Here is a 22,542-nt window from a genome sequence, read left to right on the forward strand (position 1 = left end):
GAAAGCGCTTACTTCAGGAAGTCCGGATAGCCCTGGTCGACGACGTTCCAGACCTTGATCTTGCCGGAGAGGATGTCCTGCTTGGCCGCCTCGACTTTCTCGAGGATCGGCGCCGGTATGAGCTCCTTGGTGTACTTCATCTCCGACAGGCCGACGCCGTTCTCCTTGAGGCCGAGCGTGATCGTCTTGCCGCCCGGGAACTTGCCGGCGGCATAGTCCTTCACCACCGCCTCGACGGCGTTGTCGGAATGCTTGACCATGCTGGTGAGCACGTTGCCCGGCGCGATACCGTCCTGGTCGGTGTCGACGCCGATGGCGTAGACGCCGGCTTCCTTGGCCGCCTGGATGACGCCCATGCCGGTGCCGCCGGCGACGTGGTAGATCACGTCGGCGCCTTCCTCGATCATCGCCTTGGCCATCTGCAGGCCGACGGCCGGATCACCGAAATTGTTGGAATAGGCGATCTTGACGACGACGTCCGGATTGGCCGCCTTGGCGCCCTGGACATAACCGGCGATGAACTTGTCGATGCCGGCCGACTTGGTGCCGCCGATGACGCCGATCACCGGCTTGGCATTGATGCCCTTGATCGAGGTGTCTGTTGTCACCAGGGCGGCGAGCGTGCCGGCGAGGTAGGAACCTTCCTGCTCCTCGAACAGCACCGAGGCGATGTTCGAGCCCTCGCGCACCTGGTTCAGGATGACGTACTTGGTGTCCGGATAGTCCTTGGCGACTTCGAGCATCGGCTCGCCATGGGCATATTCGAGATCGACGATGAGGCCGAAATCGGCATCCGAGGCGCGGCGCAGGATCTCGGTCGCCTGCGAAACCACTTCCTTCGACTCGACCGCCTTGCCGTCCAGCCCCGTCTCCTTCAGCGCGCGCTGAAAGCCGGAATGGGCGAGGTCGTTGTAGGACTGGTCGCCGAGGCCGCCCTGCGAGACGATCAGGGCGACGGGCTTGTCCTCTGCCCGGGCGCTAGCCGTTCCAAGGGCCGAGGCGAGGACCATCGTGGCCGCGAGCGCCATCGAGGTGGTTTTCATCTGCATTCTCCGTGTTGGGGCCGTGGTTCCGCGGTTGCCGCACAAGCGTCGCCTCATAGGAGTAGCGACGGGCATCGTAGACAGCGTTGACCGCGTCGAGCGGCGTACCGTCCGCGGCAAAGGAGTGACGCGCGACGGCGACGACCACCGCGTCCCCGCCGAGGTTGAGCAGCTTCCGATCCTCCGGTTCCGCCGCGCAGGCGACCAGGCGCTCGGTGGCGCTGTGGACCGAAAGGCCCCGTTCCTCGAAGAAGCGATAGAGCGAGAAGGCCTGCGAGGCGGCGACCTCGCGGGTCAGGCCGATCTCTCGGGCGAGCTCGGCCGAGATCACCGAGCGATGCAGCGCGACCGCCCGGCCATCGACCAGGCGCAGACGGTCGAGACGGATCAGCTCGGCCCCTTCCGGATAGGGCAGCGAAGGCTGCCAGCGCGCCTCGCCGAATTCGAGCAGCTGGTGCGTCGCCTTGTGGCCGGCGGCCTCGACGGCCTCGGTGAAGCTGAGGAGATAGCCGGGCTGGCGACGCAGCGGCGCCGCCGCCACGAAGGTGCCGCTGCCCTGGCGGCGGGTGATCAGGCCTTCGTCGGCGAGCTGCTCGACCGCCTTGGCGACGGTGAAGCGGCTGACGCCCCAGTCGCGCGCCAATTGCGGCTCGCTCGGAATCCGCGCTCCCTCGCCGAGCGAGGCGATGTCCTCGCGCAGCCGATCCGCGATCTGCAGATAGAGCGGTCCGTCGCGATCTCTCGTCCCTGCGGCCATTGGTGTCTCCCAACTTGTCCAGTCAACTGTACAAGTGAATTTGGAGATTTCAAGCCGTCCCGGTGATTTGCCGCGAAAATTATTCTCCCGTGCCGCGACACAGCGGAATCCACGCCCGCGCCGTCGCGACGGCGCAGCAACAAACGGGCCAAACGGAAACGCCCCGCGCCCGCCGGCAAGGCGGTCGCGAGGGTTCTTTTTGTCGATGCGGAAGTGAAGTGCGCTTTGGCGAAAAGGCCGGCGGGTAGAACGGTGTCAGCCGATCAGCGCCAGCGTCTCGCCGGCGACCGGCTTGAGGATCTGAGGCACCGCCGCGACGCGAACGGCGGCGTCGATCGCCGCCTCGTCGGCCGTGTTGAAGGCGAACAGGCCGAAATGATGCGGCACGAGGAACGCCGCGCCGGCAGCGCCGGCGAGCGCGACAGCCTCGGGAAGCGTCAGATTGCCGGGAATGCCGGCGGCGAGCCGCACAGCGTCGCGGCCGTTGACCGGCAGCAGCGCGATATCGGGGCGAAAGGCGCGCACCGCCTCGGCGAGGCCGTCGAACGGGATGGTGTCGCCGGAATGATAGAGGCGGAAGCCACCGGCGCGGATGCCGTAGCCGAGAAAGACGAACCGGCGCTCCGCGTCGCGCTCCAGCGTCTCATGCGCCGCCGGGAACATCGTGATGGTGATTCCCTCCAGAGGGTCAAAAGTCTCGCCGGCATCGACGCCGATAAGATGAGCCGACTCACCGATACGCTCCCGCGCGACATCCATGCGCGCGGCTGGAACCACAAAGGGAAGATCCGGAAAACGCTCCGCCAGCGGCCGCAGCGTGTCCGGATCCATGTGGTCGGTATGCGCGTGGGTGACGAGGACGAGGTCCGGCCGCGGCAGCGCCTCGACTGCGATCGGCGGCGACATCATCCGGCGATGGTCGTTGGCCTTTCCGGCATATTTCCTCGCCAGGCTGTCCGAGAGATAGGGATCGACGAGGATGCGGTGCCGGCCCGTCTCGATCCAGAAGCCGGCCTGCCCCAGCCAGAAGAGGCCAGGGCGGCCGGGAGCCGGGAAGCCCGGCTGGCGCTCAATGCGCATCGCGGGCCAGCGCGTCGAGGAGATTGGTGACGGCCCGCACGGTCGAGCGCTCGACCGAGGCATCGGTGAAGCCGCCGATATGGCTGGTCAGCACCACCTTCGGATGATCGAGCAGCAGCGAGGGAGCCGGCGGCTCGGTCTCGAACACGTCGGTCGCGTAGCAGGCGACCCGGCCGGAATCGAGCGCCCGAAGCAGCGCCTCGGCATCGACCAGGCCGGCCCGCGCCGTATTGACGAGCACCGTCGCCGGCGCCAGCGCGCCGATCCGCTCGGCGGTCATCAGCGGCCGGCCGTCCGCCGGCATCGGCGCATGCAGGCTGACCGCGTCGACGCCGGTGATCGCTTCATCCAGATCGACGCGGACAAAATTCGGATGGACGACGCGGTCGGCATTGGCGAAGGGATCATAGCCCCGCACCTTGGCGCCGAGATCGAGGCAGAGCTGCGCCAGCGTGGCGCCGATGGCACCGAGGCCGACGATGCCGATGGTCGCCTCGCACATCTCGCGGCCGATCTGGCGCGGCCATTGCCCGTTCCGCATGCCCTCATGCGTCCAGACGATCTGGCGCAACCCCGCCAGCGTCAGCGCGAGCGCCAGCTCGGCGACGCCGCGCGCATTGGTGCCCTCGGCGCGGCGCAGCTCGATGCCGCGATCCTCGATCGCGCGCAGCGGCAGATTGTCGACACCGGTGCCGTTGCGGCTGATGACACGGAGCCGGTCGGCCGCCTCGAGCACGCGCTCGCTGACCGGCTCGACGCCCGCGAGCCAGCCGACGCAGCCGGGGAGTGCCGCGATCAGCGCCGCCTCGTCGGGAATCGCGCCCGGCGCCGGCATGGCGAGCGAATAGCCGGCCGCCTCGAGCAGGGCGAGCGCCGGATGGCCGCCCCTCGACAGCGAGCGCGGCGTGATCAGGATCCGATCCATCCTCAGCGCCCCGTCGCCCGCGCCGCGATGGCGGCGATCGCGTCGAATTCGGGACCCGAGACCGGGATCTCGATGTCGAACACTTCGGCGATCACCTGCGTCCAGCCATGGATGAAATAGGTCCAGCCATCCTCGACCTGCAGCCGCAGCGCCGCCTCCTGGGCGCGCGCCTGGTCGAGGAAGACGAGATCGCCGCGATAATTGAGCTCCCAGACGACGGCGCGCTCGGGAAAGACGCCCTGGTCGGTCAGCGGCGAACCGGGCGCGTCCTTGCCGAGGCCGGTAGCGTTGATGACGAGGCTCGCCGGCTTCATGCCGGCGAGGATCGCGTCATTGTCCTCCGGCCGGGGCGCCAGGCGATATTCGACCGGGATGTCGGTCCCGAGCTGGCGATGGATCGCGGCGATATGGTCGAGGCGGGCCTGCGAGCGGTTCGAGACGACGATGCGCGACGGCCGGTCGGCGCCGCGCGAGCGCTGCATCAGATGCCAGGTGAGCGCGATGGTCGAGCCGCCGGCGCCCATCGAGAAGAGCTCGGCGCCGGTATCGGCGAAATGGTTCGGCGCGAGGAAGCCGTCGATCGAGAGGCCGGACGAGATCGGGTCCTTGGCATGGCAGATCAGCCGGCCGTCGCGCTTCGACAGGCAGCTCGTCTCTTCCATCAGCAGCGCATGCGGATCGATCTCGTCGAACATGTCGCGGCAGGCGGCGAAGAGGTCGAGCTTGTGCGTCGTCACCAGCGCGCCGAGCGAGAGCGGATCGCTCTTCAGGAAGGCGACCGCCTCGCGGTAGCGCTCCGGCGTGTCGTGCGGCACGAAGTCGATGCCCTTCATCTCGACATCGCCAAGACCGAGATGGCGCGCCCATTCCGGGAACACCTTCATGATCGAGGACTTCGCGGTGGTGACGCCGATGAAATAGAAGGTCGGCCGCGTCGCGGGCTGGTAGCTCATGAATTCCCCCGGATCTCGGCGACGCGCGCCACGGCGGCGCGGGCATTGGCGGTGATCTTCGACCAGTTGCCGGCGGCGATGTCGGCGCGCGTCGCGATCCAGGTGCCGCCGACCGCCGCCACCTCCTTCAGCGCCAGCCAGTCGGCCAGATTGCCCATGCTGACGCCGCCGGTCGGGTTGAAGCGGATGCCGGTATGGAGGTACGGCGCGGCGATGTTCTTCAGCATCGACGGGCCGCCCGCCGGCATGGCCGGGAAGAATTTGACCATTCCGCAGTTGGCACGGAGCGCCGCCTGCAGGTCGGTCGGCGTCATGATCCCGGGCGCGAAGGGCAGGCCGCGTTTGGCCGCATGCGCCAGCACGGCGGCGTCGAGGCCGGGCGACAGGGCGAAGCGGGCGCCAGCGTCGACCGCCTGGTCGACCTGCGCCTCGTCGAGCACGGTGCCGGCGCCGACCAGCAACTCCGGCCGCGCCTTGGCGATCGCCTCGATCGTGGCGCGGGCGGCAGGCGTGCGGAAGGTGATCTCGGCGACCGGCAGGCCGCCCTCGATCAGCGCGTCGGCGAGCGGGATGGCGGCGGCGGGATCGTCGAGAGCGATCACCGGCACCACCGCATGGGCGGAAAGACTATCGAAGATGGACATGCGGGATCAGTCCTGCGTGGCGAGGATGGCGTCGATCTCGGCTTTTGCGCGAGGACGGTAAGAGGCGTTGGGCACGGCCTTCCAGGCGGCGCCGTCGGCGACGATGCGCGTCGCCATGCCGCCGGAGCGGGCGATCAGCCCGTAATCCTGGCCGGAATCGCTCGGATAACAAAAGCTCATGACGAGCGGCGCAGCCCCCGTATTGACCGAGCGGTGGATCCAGAGCGGCGGCACATAGACCATGACGCGCGGCGCGATCTCGAGAATCCGGGTCTCGCCTTCGGGCGATTCTAGCAGCATCACGCCCTCGCCCGCTTCGCCGTAATAGGTCTCGGGGCGGTTGCCGATCGCGTGGATGTGGCCGCGCGTGACGAAGAACTCGTCGCCGATCCGGCCCGGCTCCATGAAGGTGGTGCCGAATATCAGGTCGCCGCGCGCCGCGGCCGGGCGCACTTCGTGGACGGTATAGACGACGCGGTCGCCCTCGCGGGCGACGGCCGCCGCGAAGGCATCGGCGTCGGCGTAGATGCCGCCGAGATCGGCGAGCCGCTTCTCGTAGCGGCCGGTCGGATCCGACAGCACGCCGCTTGCGGGATCGATGCGGTGGGAGGTGGGAGGAATAGCCATGTGGGTGTCTCCAATCGGTAGCAACACTACTCAATCGGTATCGCAATGCAACAGGATAGGGCCATCCTCGCGCTTGTTTTGGTAATTCTGCTCAAAATTCGGCTTGCCACGCGCAGATTATGTAGTATCAGTACATAGCCGGCGTGGATCGCGCCGGGCCCTGCCGGGCGCAGGCCTGTTCGCCCACCGCAATCCGGCCTTGCTCGTCGGGCCTCGCTTTTCGAGTATCCCAGCGGCCGTTCGGCAGTGTACGCCGGCCGCCTCACAAAGCTCTGGGAGGAGCCTCATGACTATCTCTTCCGCCAAGCCGGCCTCCGGCCTGCGCGCCTCGCTGCTGGCGCTCGCTTCCGCCGCCGCGCTGATCACGGCCGCCGGCAGCGCCGTCGCCGAGGGCGTCGCGCCGATCGCCGACCGCCCGGAGCCCGTCGCCAACGAGGCCGGCACCAAGGCCAAGATCGCCATCATCGGCTTCTCCAACAATCCGTACTGGATCGCCGTGCAGAAGGGCGCCGAGACGGCCAACGACGTGCTGAAGTCGCGCGGCGGCGAAGTGCGCTGGATCGTCGGCGGCGCCAATATCGACGTGCCGACCGTCAACCAGGCGATCAATGCCGCCGCCACCCAGGGCTATAACGGCATCGGCTTCTTCATCGCCGGCGAAGGCAATTGCGCCCTGATCAAGAACCTCATCGCCGAGAAGAAGATCTCGATCGGCGCCTACAACACGCTCTTCCCCTGCGTCGAGGAAGCCGGCGGCGTCATCAACTACGCGCAGGATCAGTTCGCGGCCGGCAAGAACGCCGCCGCCGAGCTGGTCAAGGCGGTCGGCGACAAGGAAGGCAAGGTCGGCGTCATCGTCAGCCAGTTCACGGCGCCGGGTTCCGAGCAACGCCGCAAGGGCTTCGTCGAAGGCCTCGCGGGCTCGAAGCTCTCCGTCGTCAATGACGGCATCGAGGCCAAGGATTCGGCCGGCAGCACCTTCTCCGCCGCCAAGGACTTCCTGACCTCCACCCCCGACCTCGTCGCCATCTACGCGACGGCCGGCGGACCGTTCGGCGCCGCCCAGGCGGTGAAGACGGCCGGCAAGCAGGACAGCGTCAAGGTGATCGGCTACGACTTCACCAAGGAGAACGTCGCCGCGATCCACGACGGCAGCATGTTCGGCGTCACCGGCCAGGACGAGTTCGGCCAGGGCTACAACGTGGCGATCGCGCTGTTCAACGACATCGTCGCGCAGCAGAAGCCCGAAAAGGTCCTGCAGCCGGCCGTCAGCCTGTTCATGACCAAGGACAATGTCGACCAGCTCGATCCGGAAAAGCTGCCGGTCGGCGCCGTTCCGAAGCTCTGACGCGAAGTCTGCCAACCACTATGTCGAACCGAGCCGAACGAATGCCCGCCGAAGATCCGATTGCCATGGAGAACCCGATCGCCCTGGAAGTCGTCTCCGTCGACAAGCGTTTCGGCTCGGTCCATGCGCTCGCCGATGTGAGCCTGCAGTTCCGCGCCGGCAGGGTCACCGCCCTGCTCGGCGAGAACGGCGCCGGCAAGTCGACGCTGATCCGCGTCTGCTCCGGCGTCCATCACCCGGACGCGGGCGAAGTCCGCGTCTCGGGCAAGCCGCAACGCTTGCCCAACGCCCTCGCCGCCAAGGCGATGGGCATCGCGGTCGTCCATCAGGAACCGCAGCTGGTCACCCAGATGACGGTGGCCGAGAACATCTTTTTGGCGCGACTGGGTTCGCGCGGCGCAGGCGCCCTGCACAACCGCGCCGGCCTGGTCAAGGAAGCCGAAAAGCTGCTCGCCAGCCTCGGCCTCGACAAGGAGCTGCCGGATCTTTCGGCTCGCTGCGTCGGCCTTTCCGCCGCCGAGCGCCAGCTGGTCGAGATCGCCCGCGCGCTCGCCGATGATCCGCATGTGCTCTTCCTCGACGAGCCCAATTCGAGCCTCACCCGCAAGGAAACGGACCGCCTCTTCGACATCGTGCGTCGGCTGCGCGATCGCGGCACGGCCGTCATCCTCGTCAGCCACCGCCTCGGCGAAGTCTACGAGATCTCCGACGAGGTCATCGTGATGCGCGACGGCCGCAAGGTCGGCGAGGGCCCGGTCGACGTGCTGCCGAAGCAGAAGGCGATCCAGCTGATGGCCGGCGAACGGCTGAAGGCGGCGCTCGACCTCGCCGAAAGCGCGCCGCCGCCGCCCGCCCCCGGCGCCGTGCCGGTGCTTTCCGTGCGCAACGCCTCCGGCCTCACCTTCTCCGACGTCTCCTTCGACATCCACGCCGGCGAGATCGTCGGCATGGCGGGCCTGGTCGGTTCCGGCCGCACCGAGATCATCCGCGCCATCCTCGGCGCCGACCCGCTCTTCTCAGGCGACATCCGCCTAAAGGGACACCCGGTCCGCTTCGGCTCGCCGCATGCGGCGCTGAAGGGCGGCATCGCCTTCATCAGCGAGGAGCGGCGCACCTCCGTCTTCTACGGCCACGACATCAGCTTCAACATGACGTCGAGCGTGCTGCAGCGCTTCGGCCGCTTCGGCTTCTTCAGCGAGCGCAAGCGGCGCGCCTTCGCGCAGAAGAGCGCCGACGAGATCGGCGTCAAGGCCGGCAATGTCGGGGTCGGCATCCGCACGCTCTCGGGCGGCAACCAGCAGAAGGTGCTGCTCGGACGCGCCTTGGCCTCCAACCCGTCGCTGCTGATCCTCGACGAACCGACCCGCGGCGTCGACGTCCGCACCAAGGCGGACATGTACCGCCTGATCCGCACGCTGGCGCATGAGCGCGGCCTCGCGGTCTGGTTCGTCTCCTCGGAGATGGACGAGATCCTGCAGCTCGCCGACCGCATCGTCGTCGTGCGCGGCGGCGAGATCGCCGACAGCCTCGCCCGCGGCCCCGAGGCCGCCCGCGTCGTCGCCTCGGCGCTCGGCGAGAAGATCGAGGACGCCGCGACCACCGCCCTCGCCTCGGACATGACATGAGCGCGACCCCGAACGACCCCGCGCTCGCCGGCGGCCCTGACGCCAAGAACAGCCCCTACAGCAAGAACAAGGGAAATAGGATGAGTATCGCCAGCCTGAAGCGTCTGCCTCTGCTGCGAGGCCAGGAGACCGGGCTGATCGGCGTGATCATCGCCGTGTCGATCGCCTTCTCCTTCGTCAATCCGAGCTTCCTGACGACGGACAACCTGCGCAACGTGCTCGTCGCGGTGGCGGTGGTCGGCATCATGGCGATCGGCCAGTGCTTCGTCATCATCTCGCGCGAGATCGACCTCTCGGTCGGCTCGGTGATGGGTTTGAGCGGCCTCTGCGGCGCCTGGCTGATGGCAGCCGGCCTCAATCCGTGGCTCGCCATCGTGCTGGCGATCGGCGTCGGCGCCACGGCCGGCCTTATCACCGGCCTGATCGTGGTCGTGTTCCGCGTCAATTCCTTCATCGCGACGCTCGGCATGCTCTCGGTCGCGCGCGGCCTGACCCAGGTGATCTCCGGCGGCCTGCCGATCATGGTCGACCCGTCGGTGATGTTCATCGGCCAGGGCAGCTTCCTCGACATCCCGACCCAGGTGCTGATCTTCGTCGGCCTCGGCATCCTCTGCCAGCTGATCCTGACCCGCAGCGTCGTCGGCCAGCGCATCGTCGCCGTCGGCGACAATGACGAGGCGGCCCGCCTCTCCGGCATCCCGATCAACGCCACCCGCATCGCCGTCTTCGTCGCGAGCGGCGCGCTCGCCGCCATCGCCGGCATCGTCTACACGGCGCAGGTCAGCGTCGCCGAGGCGCAGGCCGGCACCGGCCTCGAGCTCGACGTCATCGCCGCCGTGGTGATCGGCGGCGCCAGCCTCTCCGGCGGCCGCGGCTCGATCCTCGGCGCGATGCTCGGCGCCTATCTGCTCGGCGCGCTGCGCAACGCCTTCATCCTGCTCGAGCTTTCGCCCTTCCTGCAGCAGATGAGCGTCGGCATGGTGATCGTTCTCGCCGCCATCTTCGACCAGTTCCGGCAGGGCTCTTTCCGGCATGCGAACGTCATGCAATCGTTCCTGCACAGATTCCGGTTGCGCACGCGGTAGTATCGCGCATCGGCGCAAGGACCCAACAACGATGCAAACTCACGTCTCCGCCTTTGTCGGAGGAACCGGCAACATCCTCGAGGTCGCGCGCGCCATGCGCGACGAGCTCAGGAAGTCCGACCGCAAGGTCTGCGACGCCATCCTCGCCGATCCGCGTCGCATCCTCTCCGCGACCGTGGCGGAAACGGCGCAGCTCGCCGGCGTCAGCCAGCCGACGGTGATCCGCTTCTGCAGCGCGATCGGCTGCGACGGCTTCCAGGACTTCAAGCTCCGCCTCGCCCAGAGCCTGGCGCTCGGCGTGCCGGCGACCCACTCGGTCATTTCGGACGCCGACAGTCCCGACCAGGTGGCGCAGAAGATCTTCGACTACACGATGACGAGCCTCGACTGGGCCCGCAACCGCCTGGAATCTACGGCGCTTGCCCGCGCCGTCGATGCGCTGGTGGCGGCGCAGCGGATCGAGTTCTTCGGCTTCGGCGCCTCCGGCATCGTCGCCATGGACGCGCAGCAGAAGTTCCCGCTGTTCGGCGTGCCCTGCGGCGCCGAGATCGACTCGCACCAGCAGGTGATGGTCGCCTCGCTGCTGAAGCCCGGCGACGTCGCCGTCGCGATCTCCAACACCGGCACGACGCGCTCGACCGTCGAGGTGGCGAAGCTCGCCCGCGAGAACGGCGCGGCGGTCATCGGCATCACCGGCAATGACGGCGGCCCGCTCGCCGAGGCCTGCGACATCGTCCTTCTGACCGAGACGCTCGAGAACACCAACATCTACACCCCGACCATCTCGCGCATCGCCGCTCTCGTCGTTGTCGACATCCTGTCGACGGCGGTGGCGCTGCGGCGCGGCGAGGCGCATGTCGAGAGCTTCAAGCGGATGAAGAAGACGCTGAGCCACATGCGCTCGACGGCCCGGATCTAGAGCAGCGGCCCATCGGGATGCGGCTGGGGCGAGCCCGAGCCACGGCCCGCCATGTCCGCAGCCCATAGCCGGCAGCCCGTAGCGACAGTACGAAACCGATAGAAAGCGGCCTCATGTCCAACACCCCCCAGAACCTCAGCGCCGCCGACCTCGCCCAGAGGATCGACATCAGCGCGGTGCAAGCCTTCCACACGGAAACGGACGTCCGCTCGCTCGCCGCCCTCGCCGTCGAGAACGGCTTCATCGCGGCGCATGCGCTGCCGAATTTCGTGCCGCTGCTGCGCTCGCTGGTGCCAGCCGGCGGGCGCACGCTGGTCGGCGGGCCGATCGGCTTCCCGGCCGGCGGCCACATGACGGCGATCAAGGTCGCGGAAGCGGCGGCGCTCCGCGAGGCCGGCGCCGACGAGCTCGACATGATGATCAATGTCGGCCGCCTGAAATCGGGCGACCTCAACTATGTCCGTGACGAGATCGCGGCGGTGATCGAGGCGGCAGCGCCCGTGCCGCTCAAGGTCATCCTGGAGCTGCACCACCTGACCGACGCCGAGATCGAGACGGCGGCCGACATCGTGGCCTCGAGCGGCGCCGCCTTCGTCAAGACCGGCACCGGCTGGACCCCGGCCGCGGCGACGCTGCCGCGCATCCGCTTGATCTCCGCCGTGGTCAACGGCCGCGCCGGCATCAAGGCCTCGGGCGGCATCCGCGATCTCGCCACCGTCGCCGAGATGGCGGCGATCGGCGTCACCCGCTTCGGCATCAACACGGCCTCGGCGATCGAGCTGGTGAAGCAGGTCGACGCGCTGCCGGGCGGCGTGCTCGCGATCCCCCACGAGAAGGCCTGAGGCGATGGCCCGGACGGTACTGGCGCTCGATCTCGGCACCGGCGGCGTCAAGTCGGCGCTCTATGACGCGAGCGGCGCCTGTCTCGCCGAACGGGTGCAGAACTATCGCACCTATTTCCCGGCGCCGGGCCTGCACGAACAGGATCTCGACGAATGGTGGGACGCCGTCGTCGCCAGCATCCGCGCGCTGCTGGAGGCGGAGGGCGTCGACCGCTCCGCCGTCGGGGCGATCAGCATTTCCGGCCACAGCCTCGGCTGCATCCCGCTCGACGATAACGACCGGCCGCTCCTCACGCGCGTGCCGATCTGGTCGGACGCGCGCGCCGGCGCCGAGGCGGCAGAATTCTTCCGAAACTTCGACTATGAGCGCTGGTACGGCCTCACCGGCAACGGCTTCCCCGCCCCGCTCTATCCGCTGTTCAAGATCCTCTGGCTCCGAACAAACCGTCCCGAAATCTTCGCCCGGACCCGCTCGATCGCCGGCAGCAAGGATTTCATCAATTTGCGCCTCTGCGGCCGCCATGCGACCGACCCGTCCTATGCCTCCGGCAGCGGCGCCTACGACCTTCACGCGCGGGCCTTCTCGGACGAGATCCTCGATACCGCCGGCGTCGACCGCGCCCTCTTCCCGGAGATCGTGCCCTCGACCGGGATCCTCGGCACGGTGCTGCCGGAAATCGCGACCGAACTCGGCCTGCCGGCCGATGTCGTGGTCGTTGCCGGCGGCGTCGACAACAGCTGCATGGCGCTCGGCGCGCGCACCTTCTCCGAAGGCGATTTCTACGGCTCGATGGGCTCGTCGAGCTGGCTCACCGTCTCGTCGGCCAAGCCGGTGCTCGACAGCCGCGTCCGCCCCTTCGCCTTCGCCCATGTCGTGCCGGACCAGATCATCTCGGCCACCTCGATCTTCTCGTCGGGAACCAGCCTCGCCTTCGTCAAGGACAGGCTGATGGCCGGCGACGCCGGCGGCTATGAGGCGCTGTTCGAGCGCGCGGCGAGCGCGCCTTTCGGCGCCAATGGCCTCCTCTTCGTGCCGACGCTCGGCGGCGGCACCAGCCTGGAGGGCGGGCCGGAGGTGCGCGGCGCCTTTGTCGGCCTCGATCTCCGCCACGACCAGGCCGACCTGCTGCGCGCGACGCTCGAAGGCATCGCGCTCGGCCTGCGCGTCGCGCTCGATGAACTGCGCCGGCTAACCGACGTCAGCCGCGTCATGACCATCGTCGGCGGCGGCGCGCGCAGCGCGCTGATGCGCCAGATCCTGGCCGACATCCTCGACTGCACGATCGACAAGACCTCGATCGACCAGCAATCGGCGTCGCTCGGCGCCGCGGCGCTCGCCATGGTGGCGCTCGGAAACTGGGCCGACATGCAGCCGCTGGTCGGCCTGCACAAGGCGGAGCAGCGCCACGAGCCGGACGCCGGCGAGGCGGAGCGGGTCGGAAAAATGCTCGCGGCCTACCGCGCCGCCGCCGAGGCGCAACGGACGCTCGCGCCGCTGCTGGCGGACCTGCGCGGGTAGGCCATCAGGCTGGCAGGGCCCATCGCTCAAGCAAGGCCCTCACCCAACCCTCTCCCAGAGGGAGAGGGCTTTTTGGGCCGGCGCCCTTCCCGGCCGTTCGTCAAACCGTCCTGCTGGATCGCAACCACGGCATCGCGCGATGCCCGGCAACACGCACCGGCGATCCCCCTCTCCCGCTTGCGGGAGAGGGTCGGGGTGAGGGTCTGTCGCGACCCGGGCCTCAGTTCGCGGGCTTCGGCTGCGGGCCGTCCAGCGCGGTGAGGCGCTGCAGCACCCAGGCCGGGGCACCCGGATTGGCGACGGCCAGCTTGTAATAGCGAACCGCCTCGGCCTTGTTCCAGCGCTTCAGGCCCTTGCCCGTCTCGAGCGCCAGGCCGTAGCTCGCCTGGGCGAGATGATTGCCCTGCTCGGCCGAGGCCTTGTAGTACTTCGCGGCGGTCGCGTCGTTCTGCACGACGCCGGTGCCCTTCTCATAGAGCTGGCCGAGCTTGAACTGGCTCCAGGCATTGTCCTGGTCGGCCGCCTTCTTGTACCAGCCGACGGCGGTCGGGTAGCTCGGCGGAACGCCCTCGCCGGTCGCGTATTTGTCGCCCAGCGTATACTGCGCCCAGGAATTGCCGGCTTCGGCCGCCTTGCGGAAATTCTTCAGCGATTCCGCCGGGTTGGCCTTCATGCCGATGCCCTCGGCCTGGAAGCGCGCCAGATTGTACAGGGCCCAGTTATTGCCCTTGGCGGCCGATTTCTTGTAGAGCGCCGCCGCCTTGGCGATGTCCTTCGGCACGCCGGTGCCGTTCTCGTAGAGCGAGCCGAGGCTGTTCTGCGCCCAGTCATTGCCCTGGTTGGCGGCCTTGGCGTACCAGACAGCGGCCTGCTTCGGGCTCTTGGCGACGCCTTGGCCGTTCTCGTACATCTTGCCGACATTGACCTGGCCCCAGGCGTCGTTGCCGTCGGCCGCCTGCCGGTAGAGCGTCATGGCGCGGGCATAGTCCTGCGCGGCCAGCGCCTTGTCGCCCTCGTCGTTCGGCCCGGCTTTGGCGCCGAGGAGCGATCCGGCCATGAAGAGGCCGACGGCCAGCGCCCGCGCGGCCGATCGATATCCAACGCTGTCGTAAGCCATGCCTTCGAACCGCCCCTCGCGGAGATCGCGCCCGAGGCCGCGGCCGGGGACCGATCGCATCTTGCCAATCCGGGCGAAGGCCGTTGCGCGAGGCGAGGCCCGCCGGATCGCGACATGGGTAGCGTCTGAACGTCGGCTTAACAAGGTGCCGTTAGGCCGACAATTGAACGAAAAGCGTGACATTCCAGCCACAGATTCCGGCCACGTCAGCGGCGCCCATTGCGCCGTCAAATGCCGACGTGTAGGCAGTTGCAGGTTCAACGTTTCTACTGTCATGTCCTTGATATTCTGTTTCTTAATAAGAAACCGATTTGGCTGACATAGCGTTCGCGCCACGAGCCGGTCGGGGGACTACTACGTGGAAAGTGGATCAGGCGGGCGGGCTGGACGACAATCGGTCGAATTGCTGCGGGATCGCGCCCGGGGCAGGACCGTCGGCGCCGAACCCTCCGCTTTTATCCTTTCCGACTGTATCGCATTACGAAACAACCTCTCCCGCACGCTCGCTGATTTCGGCGTCGTCCGCCCCGGCCGCAGCAATCTGCCGCTGGGCATGATCGGCCACCCGCCTCCATCCGCATCCGGCAGTACCGCTCGTCGCTAGGTCCTCGGGAAGCCGCATGGCGTCCCGGAGCTCACGGACGAGTTCCCGTCGATCGCCCGTTTCAGCCGGACCGACCCAAGCCCGATGCCAATCCGCCACCGAGCCTTCACGAAGCCCAGGAGGAGCGAGCCCCCCGGGACGCACGAGCCATATCTCGTGCTGTTCACCATGGCCTGTTCGCTCGTTTCGGTCGGCGCGCTGGCCGGGTTCCTCTATGTCCTGGACGATGTCGGCCTCGTGGACCGCCTGCTTTATTGCGGATTGCTGCTCGGCCTCGTCTATTGCTGCCTCTCCTACCAGTTGAGCCGCTATGGCGCGGCGCGGCGCGCGGAGCAGCACCGCGCCTTTTCCGAGCGCGACGTCGCCCATCTCTTTGAAGATGACGCGCCGAGCGTCGCCATCCTGATCCCGACCTATCGGGAGGAGCGGCGCGTCGTCATCATGACGATGCTCTCGGCGGCGCTGGCGCGCTATTCCAACCGCCGCATCGTGCTGCTCGTCGACGACCCGCCGAACGATCCCGGCTCGCTGGAGCTGACACTCTCCGCGGTCGACGACGTCTGGGAAATGCTGAACGGCCCGATGCAGGCGCTCCGCGCCGAGGCGGCCGCATGGCAGCGCCGCGCCCGCGCCGGCCGGATCGACGCCGCCGCCGAGGCGGGCCGGCTGAAGCGCTGCTACGACCACGCCGCCTATTGCCTGGAAAACCTGGCCCGGAGCCTCGAGGCGGAGATCTCGCCGGCCTTCGGCCATGTCGACCGCTTCTTCATCGACCGGATCGTGCTCGATCTCGCCCGGCGCTATCGCGGCACGGCCGAGCGCGTCGTGGCGAGCGAGCTCCCGGTCGCGGAAATCGCGCGCGAATACCGCGTCCTCGCCAATCTGTTCTGCACCGACATCAGCAGCTTCCAGCGCAAGACCTTCGAGAACCTGTCGCACGCGCCGAACAAGGCGATGAACCTGAACGCCTATATCGGCCTGATGGGCGGCAGCCACGTCGTCCGCCGGAGCGGGCGCCACGCCGTCCTCGAGCCGGCGCGCCCGGACGCAGCCGGTGCGATCGCGATTGCCGGCGCCGACTATGTCCTGACGCTCGACGCCGACAGCGTCATCCTGAACGACTACATGCTGCAGCTCGTCCATCTGCTGCACGGTCGCCCGACCCTCGGCGTGGCGCAGACGCCGTACCTGACCTTCCCGAAAGGCACGTCGCCGGTCGAGCGGATCGCCGGCGCGACCACCGACATCCAGTATCTCGTGCACCAGGGCGCCACCTTCTTCGATGCCTCCTACTGGGTCGGCGCCAACGCGCTGATCCGCTTCACCGCGCTGGAGCAGATCGCCCGCCAGCAGGTCGAGGGCGGCAAGACGCACAAGGTGTTCATCCAGGATGCCACGGTGATCGAGGACACCGGCTCGACCATCGACCTGCTGCAGGCCGGCTGGTCGGTGCACAACTACTTCGCGCCGATGGCCTACAGCGCCACGCCGGCCGATTTCGGTGCTCTGGCGATCCAGCGCAAGCGCTGGAGCAATGGCGGGCTGATCATCTTCCCGATGCTGCTCCGGCAGTATCTCGGCAATCCCGGACGCTTCAGGCGGCTACCGGAACTCATGCTCCGGACCAACTACCTGCTCTCGCCGATCATCGGCAATTTCGCAGTCTTCATGCTGATGATCTGGACGGGATCCGACGGGCGGGCGCTGGTCTGGACGCCGCTGGTGATGGTCCCCTACTTCCTGCTCTATGGCGGCGACCTCCGTCGCCTCGGCTATCGCTTCCGCGATATCTTCGCGGTCTGCGCGCTCAATCTGATGCTGCTGCCCGTCAGCTTCGCCGGCATCGCCGCCTCGATCCGCCAGATCGTCACCGGCCGGAAGGGCAGCTTCTCGCGCACGCCGAAGGTCGCCGACCGGACGTTCATCCCGCCCTACTGCTTCCTCTTCAACGGCTTCATGCTGCTCTTGATGCTGCGCTACGTGGTCGAGGGCCTGCTGTCCGGCCAGTATCTCGGCGCCATCGTTCCCGCCGTCAACGTCTCGCTCTATGGCTACGGGCTGCACCGCTTCATCGGTTTCCGCGACGGTTTCGCCGATCTGACCCTCGCGGTCCGCGAACGGCTCGCAACGGCGACGCAGCCGATCACGGCCGCGCTCGAGGCGGGCCGGCAGAGCCTCGGCGTGATCGGCCGGCAGCCGGCCCGCGCCATCGGCGCGGCGGGTCTCTTCGCCCTCATTCTGCTGGCGCCGCTCAATGTCGCGCCAAGGCTTTCCAAGGACGATCTGATCGGCGGCGCGATCGCCAGCCAGAACCACGGCTTGGCGCATGCGGAGACGGTTCGGGCGCATCCCGTCGCGCGCGCCTCGGTCACCGAAATGGACGCCGCGCGCACGCTGCTGACGAAGCTGCTGCGGAGGCCAGCCGATGGCCCGTGAGCGGACAAACGCCTTTTCAGCACCAAGGCCCGGGCGCGACGCGCCCGGCCGGGACGACAGAATTTCGAAGAGCCCACGGATCGCCGAGCGCGATCGCGTGCAGGCGCCATTCAGCCATACGACATCGCAGAGCCGGGGGACGACGTGAGACATTTTGAGAGCGGAAGGGGCTACGGCCATCGCCAGCAGAACCGCAGGGACACCGCCATCGGGCGGATGGCGGACACGTCTTGGGCGTCAGGCGAGGCTTCGGTTTCGGGCTGGCGCACCGCCCTCCTCGGCAGCGCCGCCGCCGGCGCGATGATCCTGGCCATGGGCGCTCCCGCCTGGGGCGCCTGCATCGACGATGGCACGACGCGCAACTGCACCGGCGACCTCGCGGGCGGCGTCAGCATTGACGAGACCCAGCCGATCACCAAGCTGACCGTGGCGGCCCCGACCGGCGACATCACGCCGGAAGAAGGCGTCGCGGGCATCCGCTTCCTCTCGAACGGCGCCGTCACCATCGACAGCAATACCGGCTCCTTCGGGATCCACGCGACGGGCGAGGACGCCGACGGCATCAAGCTGCAGAGCTTCGAGGACGGCAACGGGAACATCGGCGACATCACGGCCAACCACACCGGCAAGATCACCTCCGACGAGGGGTTCGGCGTCTGGGCGGAGACGGATGGCGCGATCTCGCTGACGACCAACGGCGACATTGAGGCCGGCAAGGACGCGATCAACCTGCATGGCACGATGGGCGGCCTGGTCACCATCGACGTCACCGGCGACCTGACCTCGACCGGCGGCGCCGGCATCGCCGCCTCGACCAATGGCAGCATCACGGAAAAGAGCCGCGGCGAGATCAACGCCGCGACGAACGGCATCGCGCTGCAGAGCTTCGAGACCGGCGCCGTCACGATCGACCACGGCGGCGACATCAATGCGCTCAGCGGCCACGGCATCTATGCCTCCGGCAATGGCACCGTCACCTCGACGAGCACCGGCGACATCCACGCCGGGTCGGACGGCATCCATCTGGAAGGTCACGGCTACGGAAGCCCGATGATCCTTTCGCATACCGGCGCGATCACGGCCGATGCAGGCTACGGCGTCTATGCCGACGCCCTCGTCAATGTCGACGTCCGGGTCAATGGCGCGATCGACGCCGGCGGCGACGGCATCTTCGCCAATTCGAGCCAGGGATCGACCACCGTCGATCACAAGGGCGGCTCGCTGATCGCCCGCAAGGGCGACGGCATCGTCGCCAAGTCGCCGAACGGCGCGGTCATCGTCACCAATGCGGGCACGCTCCAGGCCAAGGGTTCCGGCATCTACGCGGAAAGCGGCTCCGGCCCCGTGACGGTCGGGCAGACGGGTTCGCTCGAATCCTTCGAAGGCAAGGGCATTTATGCCGCCTCCGGCAACGGCAATGTCGAGATCACCACCGACGGCACGGTGACGAGCAAGCTCGACGCCGTCACGGCGCAATCGGGCGGCGGCTCCGCCAAGTTCACCCAGGGCGGCGACGTCACCTCCTATGAGGGCAAGGGCATCGTCGTGACGTCGGGCGCCAGCTCGGCGACGCTGACGGGATCCGGCGCCATCACGTCCAAGGGCGACGCGATCACCGTTTCCAGCAGCACCAACGCCACGGTCAACCGCACCAGCGGCGCGATCGAATCCACCAACGGCACCGGCATCAAGGTCAGCGCCATCGGCGGCACCGCCTCGGTCACCAATAGCGGCAAGATCACCGCCTATCAGGACGGCATCCGCTCGGAATCGACCTACGGCAACACGATCAACCAGACGGGCGCCATCACCGCCTCGAACGGCGCCGGCATCTGGGCGACGTCCGGGACCGCCGCCGTCTCGGTCACCTCGAACGGCGCGATCGAGAGCAAGCTGACCGGCATCCACGCCAAGACCGGCAGCGGTAGCGTCACCGTCGCGCAGACCGGCACCGTCACCTCGAACGCCGGCAAGGGCATCGACGCCTATACGCCGAACGGCGCCGTGACCATCGGCACCGGCAAGGTCGTCGCCAAGCTGGACGGCATCACCGCCACCAACGAGAGCGGTGACGACGTGAAGATCACCAGCGCCGGCGTCACCTCCTATGACGGCGCCGGCATCCTGGCGTCGTCCGCGACCGGTGAGATCACCATCACCAACAACGGCGCCGTCACGTCGCAGCTGGAAGGCATCAAGGCGACGAGCCTCGGCGACAGCACCGTCTCGATCGAACAGAACGGCGACCTGACCTCCTATTCGAAGACCGGCATTACCGCCTGGTCGGCGACGGGCGCGATCAACGTGACCGGCACCGGCGCCATCACGGCCGAGCTCGACGGCATCAAGGTCGGCAATGAGGGCTACGGCAAGATCACCATCGACCGGACCGGCGACATCACGGCCTACAAGGGCCGCGGCATCATCGCCTCGTCCACCGATGGCGAAATCTCGGTCAAGAGCGCCGGCAAGCTGGTCGCGGAAACCGACGGCATCGTCGCCACCAATGTCGGCTCCAACAAGGTCAGCGTCACGCAGGAAGGCGACCTGACCGCCAACAAGGGCACCGGCATCGTCGCCTCGTCCACCACCGGCGAGGTCGTGGTCTCCAGCACCGGCACGCTCATCGCCGATCTCGACGGCATCGTCGCCACCAACCTCGGCGACACCAAGGTCAGCGTCACGCAGAACGGCAACCTGACCGCCTACAAGGGCACCGGCATCGTCGCCACCTCCACCACCGGCGAGGTGAAAGTCACGCAGACCGGCGTTCTGCTGGCGGATCTCGACGGCATCGTCGCGACCAATGTCGGCGAGACGGCCGTCACGGTCGACGCCGGGAGCATCACCGCCAACAAGGGCACCGGCATCATCGCCCAGTCCTCGCTGGGCGCCATCAAGGTCACCAGCGTCGGCGACATCTTCGCCGATCTCGACGGCATCATCGCCAAGAACGAGGGGACCCGGTTCGTCAGCGTCTCCTCCCGCAACATCACCGCCACCAATGGCACCGGCATCGTCGCGACGTCGGCGCTCGGCGCCATCACCGTCGTCAGCGCCGGCAACATCACCGCCAAGGCGGACGGCATCTATGCCGCCAATGCCAGCGACGACGGCACGGTCTCGGTCACGCATGGCGGCGGCACCATCACCACCGACGAGGGCGACGGCATCCATGCCGAGACCGTCAACGCGGATATCGACGTCACCATCGACGGCGACATCAAGGCGGCGCGCGACGGCATCCGCCTGACCAGCTATGGCGACCAGACGGTCACCATCGACGGCGGCTCGGTGCAGGGCGGCGCGGGCTTCGCCGGCGTCAACTTCGACGGCGGCCACCTGAACTGGCTCACCAACAACAAGGGCGGCGATATCCGCAGCGCCGACGGCATCAACGGCCTCGCCATCTCGGCGCATGACAGCGACACGACGATCGTCAACAACGGCACGATCACCGGCAATGTCATCCTGAGCGACTGGACGAACCGCTTCGACAACGGCCCGGACGGCATCTTCAACATGGGCGACACCGTCCATCTCGGCGCCGGCAACACGCTGACCAACAACGGCGTGGTGACGATCGGCGGCGACGCCATCGCCACGACGGCGCTGAACGGCTCCTTCGTCAACGGCGCCGCCGGCACGCTGAAGATCGACGTCGACCTCGCCCATTCGACCGCCGACCGGCTCGACGTCTCGGAGAATGCCAGCCTCGCCGGCTCGCTCGGCCTGCACCTGACGACGCTCGGCACGTTCGGACAGACCTTTACGGTCCTGACGGCCGAGAACATCGCCACCAACGGGCTGACGGTCTCCAATCCGCTGGTGCAGTACCAGATCAACTCGGACAGCGATCACCTCGACCTGACGGTCGCCGGCTACGACTATCTGGCCCAGGGCCTGAACGCGAACGGCAAGGTGCTCGGCAGCTACTTCAACAGCACGATCGGCCATCTGCCGGCGCTCGATCCGATCGGCCTGGCGCTCCTGAACCTGACCACGATGGACGACGTCAATAACGCCTACAACCAGCTCTCGCCGGACGCCTATCTGAACGAGCAGATGACGGCGGTCCAGGATTCGCTCGGCTTCGCCACCAGCATGCTGAGCTGCAAGGTGCGCGACGGCGCCTATGCCTTCAACGCCGAGGGCGAATGCGCCTGGGGCCGCGTCGGCTACCGCACCTTCGACCGCGAGACGACGGCGGAGAACGCCGGCTTCGACCGCACCAGCTGGGAACTGGCCGGCGGCGCGCAATACGCCGTCAAGGACGACGTCCGCGTCGGCTTCGCCGTCGCGGCGGGCACCTCGAAGACCACCGGCGCCAGCGGCGCGACCAGCGACGGCAAGCGGCTCGAAGGCGGCCTGATCGTCAAGTACGTCCCCGGCCCGCTCACCCTCGCGGCAGCGGTCTCGGGCAGCTATGGCTGGTACGACAGCGAGCGCTCCGTCCGGTTCGGTGATTTCAACGAAGCGCTGAACAGCAAGCCGGAAGCCGGCTCGCTCAACGCACGGCTCCGCGCCGCCTACGATCTCGGCAACGACACGATCTACATCCGCCCGCAGATCGAGGGCAACGCCACCTATCTCTACCAGGCGGCGTTCTCGGAGACCGGCGGCGTCGCGGCCGTCTCGGTCGACAGCGGCTCGCAGACCGTGTTCAGCGTCGCGCCGGAAGTGGAAGTCGGCGGACAGGTCATCACCGCCGGCGGCACGATGATCCGTCCCTACGTCAAGGGTGGCGTCACGGCGTTCTCCAGCGACAGCTTCGCGCTCAACGCGCGCTTCGTCGCCGACACCTCGAACACCAGCGACTTCACCGTCACCAGCAGCACCGACCGGCTGCTCTGGAACACCTCGGTGGGCGTCGACCTCCTGTTCGAGAACGGCAACACGGTGCGCGCCTTCTATGACGGCAATTTCGGCCAGACCTCGACCGAGAACGCCTTCGGCCTGAAGGCCAGCCACAACTTCTGACAACGCCCCGCCAAACAGAAAGCCCCGGAACAAAGGTT

The 22,542-nt window shown here is 67.9% G+C and carries 16 protein-coding genes; 8 read left to right on the forward strand and 8 right to left on the reverse strand.

Annotated features, from left to right (window positions below):
- Nucleotides 1–8: 8 nt before the first annotated feature.
- From K32_RS20530 to K32_RS20560, 7 genes are all read right to left on the reverse strand, one after another.
- Nucleotides 9–1,043, reverse strand: a complete 1,035-nt coding sequence (locus K32_RS20530; RefSeq protein ID WP_201401293.1) for a BMP family protein — start codon at nucleotides 1,041–1,043, stop codon at nucleotides 9–11.
- Nucleotides 979–1,800 (reverse strand): GntR family transcriptional regulator, encoded by an 822-nt coding sequence (locus K32_RS20535; protein ID WP_201401294.1) that lies wholly within the window; start codon nucleotides 1,798–1,800, stop codon nucleotides 979–981. Before K32_RS20535 ends, K32_RS20530 begins: the two co-directional genes overlap by 65 nt.
- A gap of 255 nt (nucleotides 1,801–2,055) precedes the next feature.
- Complete coding sequence (locus tag K32_RS20540) at nucleotides 2,056–2,880, reverse strand: MBL fold metallo-hydrolase (RefSeq protein ID WP_201401295.1); 825 nt, start codon at nucleotides 2,878–2,880, stop codon at nucleotides 2,056–2,058.
- Nucleotides 2,870–3,805 carry an NAD(P)-dependent oxidoreductase gene (locus K32_RS20545; RefSeq protein ID WP_201401296.1) on the reverse strand — a complete coding sequence of 312 codons (936 nt, stop codon included), beginning with the start codon at nucleotides 3,803–3,805 and terminating at the stop codon, nucleotides 2,870–2,872. The genes K32_RS20540 and K32_RS20545 overlap by 11 nt, the downstream gene beginning before the upstream one ends.
- A 2-nt stretch (nucleotides 3,806–3,807) precedes the next feature.
- Nucleotides 3,808–4,758 carry a shikimate dehydrogenase gene (locus K32_RS20550; RefSeq protein ID WP_201401297.1) on the reverse strand — a complete coding sequence of 317 codons (951 nt, stop codon included), beginning with the start codon at nucleotides 4,756–4,758 and terminating at the stop codon, nucleotides 3,808–3,810.
- The gene (locus K32_RS20555; protein ID WP_201401298.1) at nucleotides 4,755–5,402 is read right to left on the reverse strand and encodes a bifunctional 4-hydroxy-2-oxoglutarate aldolase/2-dehydro-3-deoxy-phosphogluconate aldolase; all 648 of its coding nucleotides are present in this window, start codon (nucleotides 5,400–5,402) and stop codon (nucleotides 4,755–4,757) included. Before K32_RS20555 ends, K32_RS20550 begins: the two co-directional genes overlap by 4 nt.
- A gap of 6 nt (nucleotides 5,403–5,408) precedes the next feature.
- Nucleotides 5,409–6,029: a glucose-6-phosphate isomerase family protein gene (locus K32_RS20560; protein WP_201401299.1), complete on the reverse strand. Its 621-nt coding sequence runs from the start codon at nucleotides 6,027–6,029 to the stop codon at nucleotides 5,409–5,411.
- A 286-nt stretch (nucleotides 6,030–6,315) separates the two neighbouring features.
- Here K32_RS20560 and K32_RS20565 point away from each other — a divergent pair, with 286 nt between their 5' ends.
- The 6 genes from K32_RS20565 to K32_RS20590 all read left to right on the forward strand — a co-directional run bounded on the left by K32_RS20565 (nucleotide 6,316) and on the right by K32_RS20590 (nucleotide 13,367).
- The gene (locus K32_RS20565) at nucleotides 6,316–7,377 is read left to right on the forward strand and encodes a sugar ABC transporter substrate-binding protein (protein WP_201401300.1); all 1,062 of its coding nucleotides are present in this window, start codon (nucleotides 6,316–6,318) and stop codon (nucleotides 7,375–7,377) included.
- A gap of 41 nt (nucleotides 7,378–7,418) precedes the next feature.
- Nucleotides 7,419–9,002, forward strand: a complete 1,584-nt coding sequence (locus tag K32_RS20570; RefSeq protein ID WP_201401301.1) for a sugar ABC transporter ATP-binding protein — start codon at nucleotides 7,419–7,421, stop codon at nucleotides 9,000–9,002.
- The gene (locus tag K32_RS20575; RefSeq protein ID WP_201401302.1) at nucleotides 8,999–10,087 is read left to right on the forward strand and encodes an ABC transporter permease; all 1,089 of its coding nucleotides are present in this window, start codon (nucleotides 8,999–9,001) and stop codon (nucleotides 10,085–10,087) included. Before K32_RS20570 ends, K32_RS20575 begins: the two co-directional genes overlap by 4 nt.
- Before the next feature lie 31 nt (nucleotides 10,088–10,118).
- Nucleotides 10,119–11,006 (forward strand): SIS domain-containing protein, encoded by an 888-nt coding sequence (locus K32_RS20580; RefSeq protein WP_201401303.1) that lies wholly within the window; start codon nucleotides 10,119–10,121, stop codon nucleotides 11,004–11,006.
- 113 nt (nucleotides 11,007–11,119) lie between these two features.
- Nucleotides 11,120–11,848, forward strand: a complete 729-nt coding sequence (gene deoC / locus K32_RS20585; RefSeq protein ID WP_201401304.1) for a deoxyribose-phosphate aldolase — start codon at nucleotides 11,120–11,122, stop codon at nucleotides 11,846–11,848.
- 4 nt (nucleotides 11,849–11,852) lie between these two features.
- Nucleotides 11,853–13,367, forward strand: coding sequence for an FGGY-family carbohydrate kinase (locus K32_RS20590; protein ID WP_201401305.1), 1,515 nt, complete (start codon nucleotides 11,853–11,855; stop codon nucleotides 13,365–13,367).
- 220 nt (nucleotides 13,368–13,587) lie between these two features.
- Here K32_RS20590 and K32_RS20595 read toward each other — a convergent pair whose 3' ends face one another.
- The gene (locus tag K32_RS20595; protein WP_201401306.1) at nucleotides 13,588–14,544 is read right to left on the reverse strand and encodes a tetratricopeptide repeat protein; all 957 of its coding nucleotides are present in this window, start codon (nucleotides 14,542–14,544) and stop codon (nucleotides 13,588–13,590) included.
- A gap of 700 nt (nucleotides 14,545–15,244) precedes the next feature.
- Here K32_RS20595 and K32_RS20600 point away from each other — a divergent pair.
- Both K32_RS20600 and K32_RS20605 read left to right on the forward strand, forming a co-directional pair.
- Nucleotides 15,245–17,524, forward strand: coding sequence for a glycosyltransferase family 2 protein (locus K32_RS20600; RefSeq protein WP_201401307.1), 2,280 nt, complete (start codon nucleotides 15,245–15,247; stop codon nucleotides 17,522–17,524).
- A gap of 216 nt (nucleotides 17,525–17,740) precedes the next feature.
- Nucleotides 17,741–22,504 (forward strand): autotransporter domain-containing protein, encoded by a 4,764-nt coding sequence (locus K32_RS20605; RefSeq protein WP_201401308.1) that lies wholly within the window; start codon nucleotides 17,741–17,743, stop codon nucleotides 22,502–22,504.
- Nucleotides 22,505–22,542: the final 38 nt, after the last annotated feature.

It is taken from the genome of Kaistia sp. 32K (assembly GCF_016629525.1).
Lineage (GTDB): Bacteria > Pseudomonadota > Alphaproteobacteria > Rhizobiales > Kaistiaceae > Kaistia.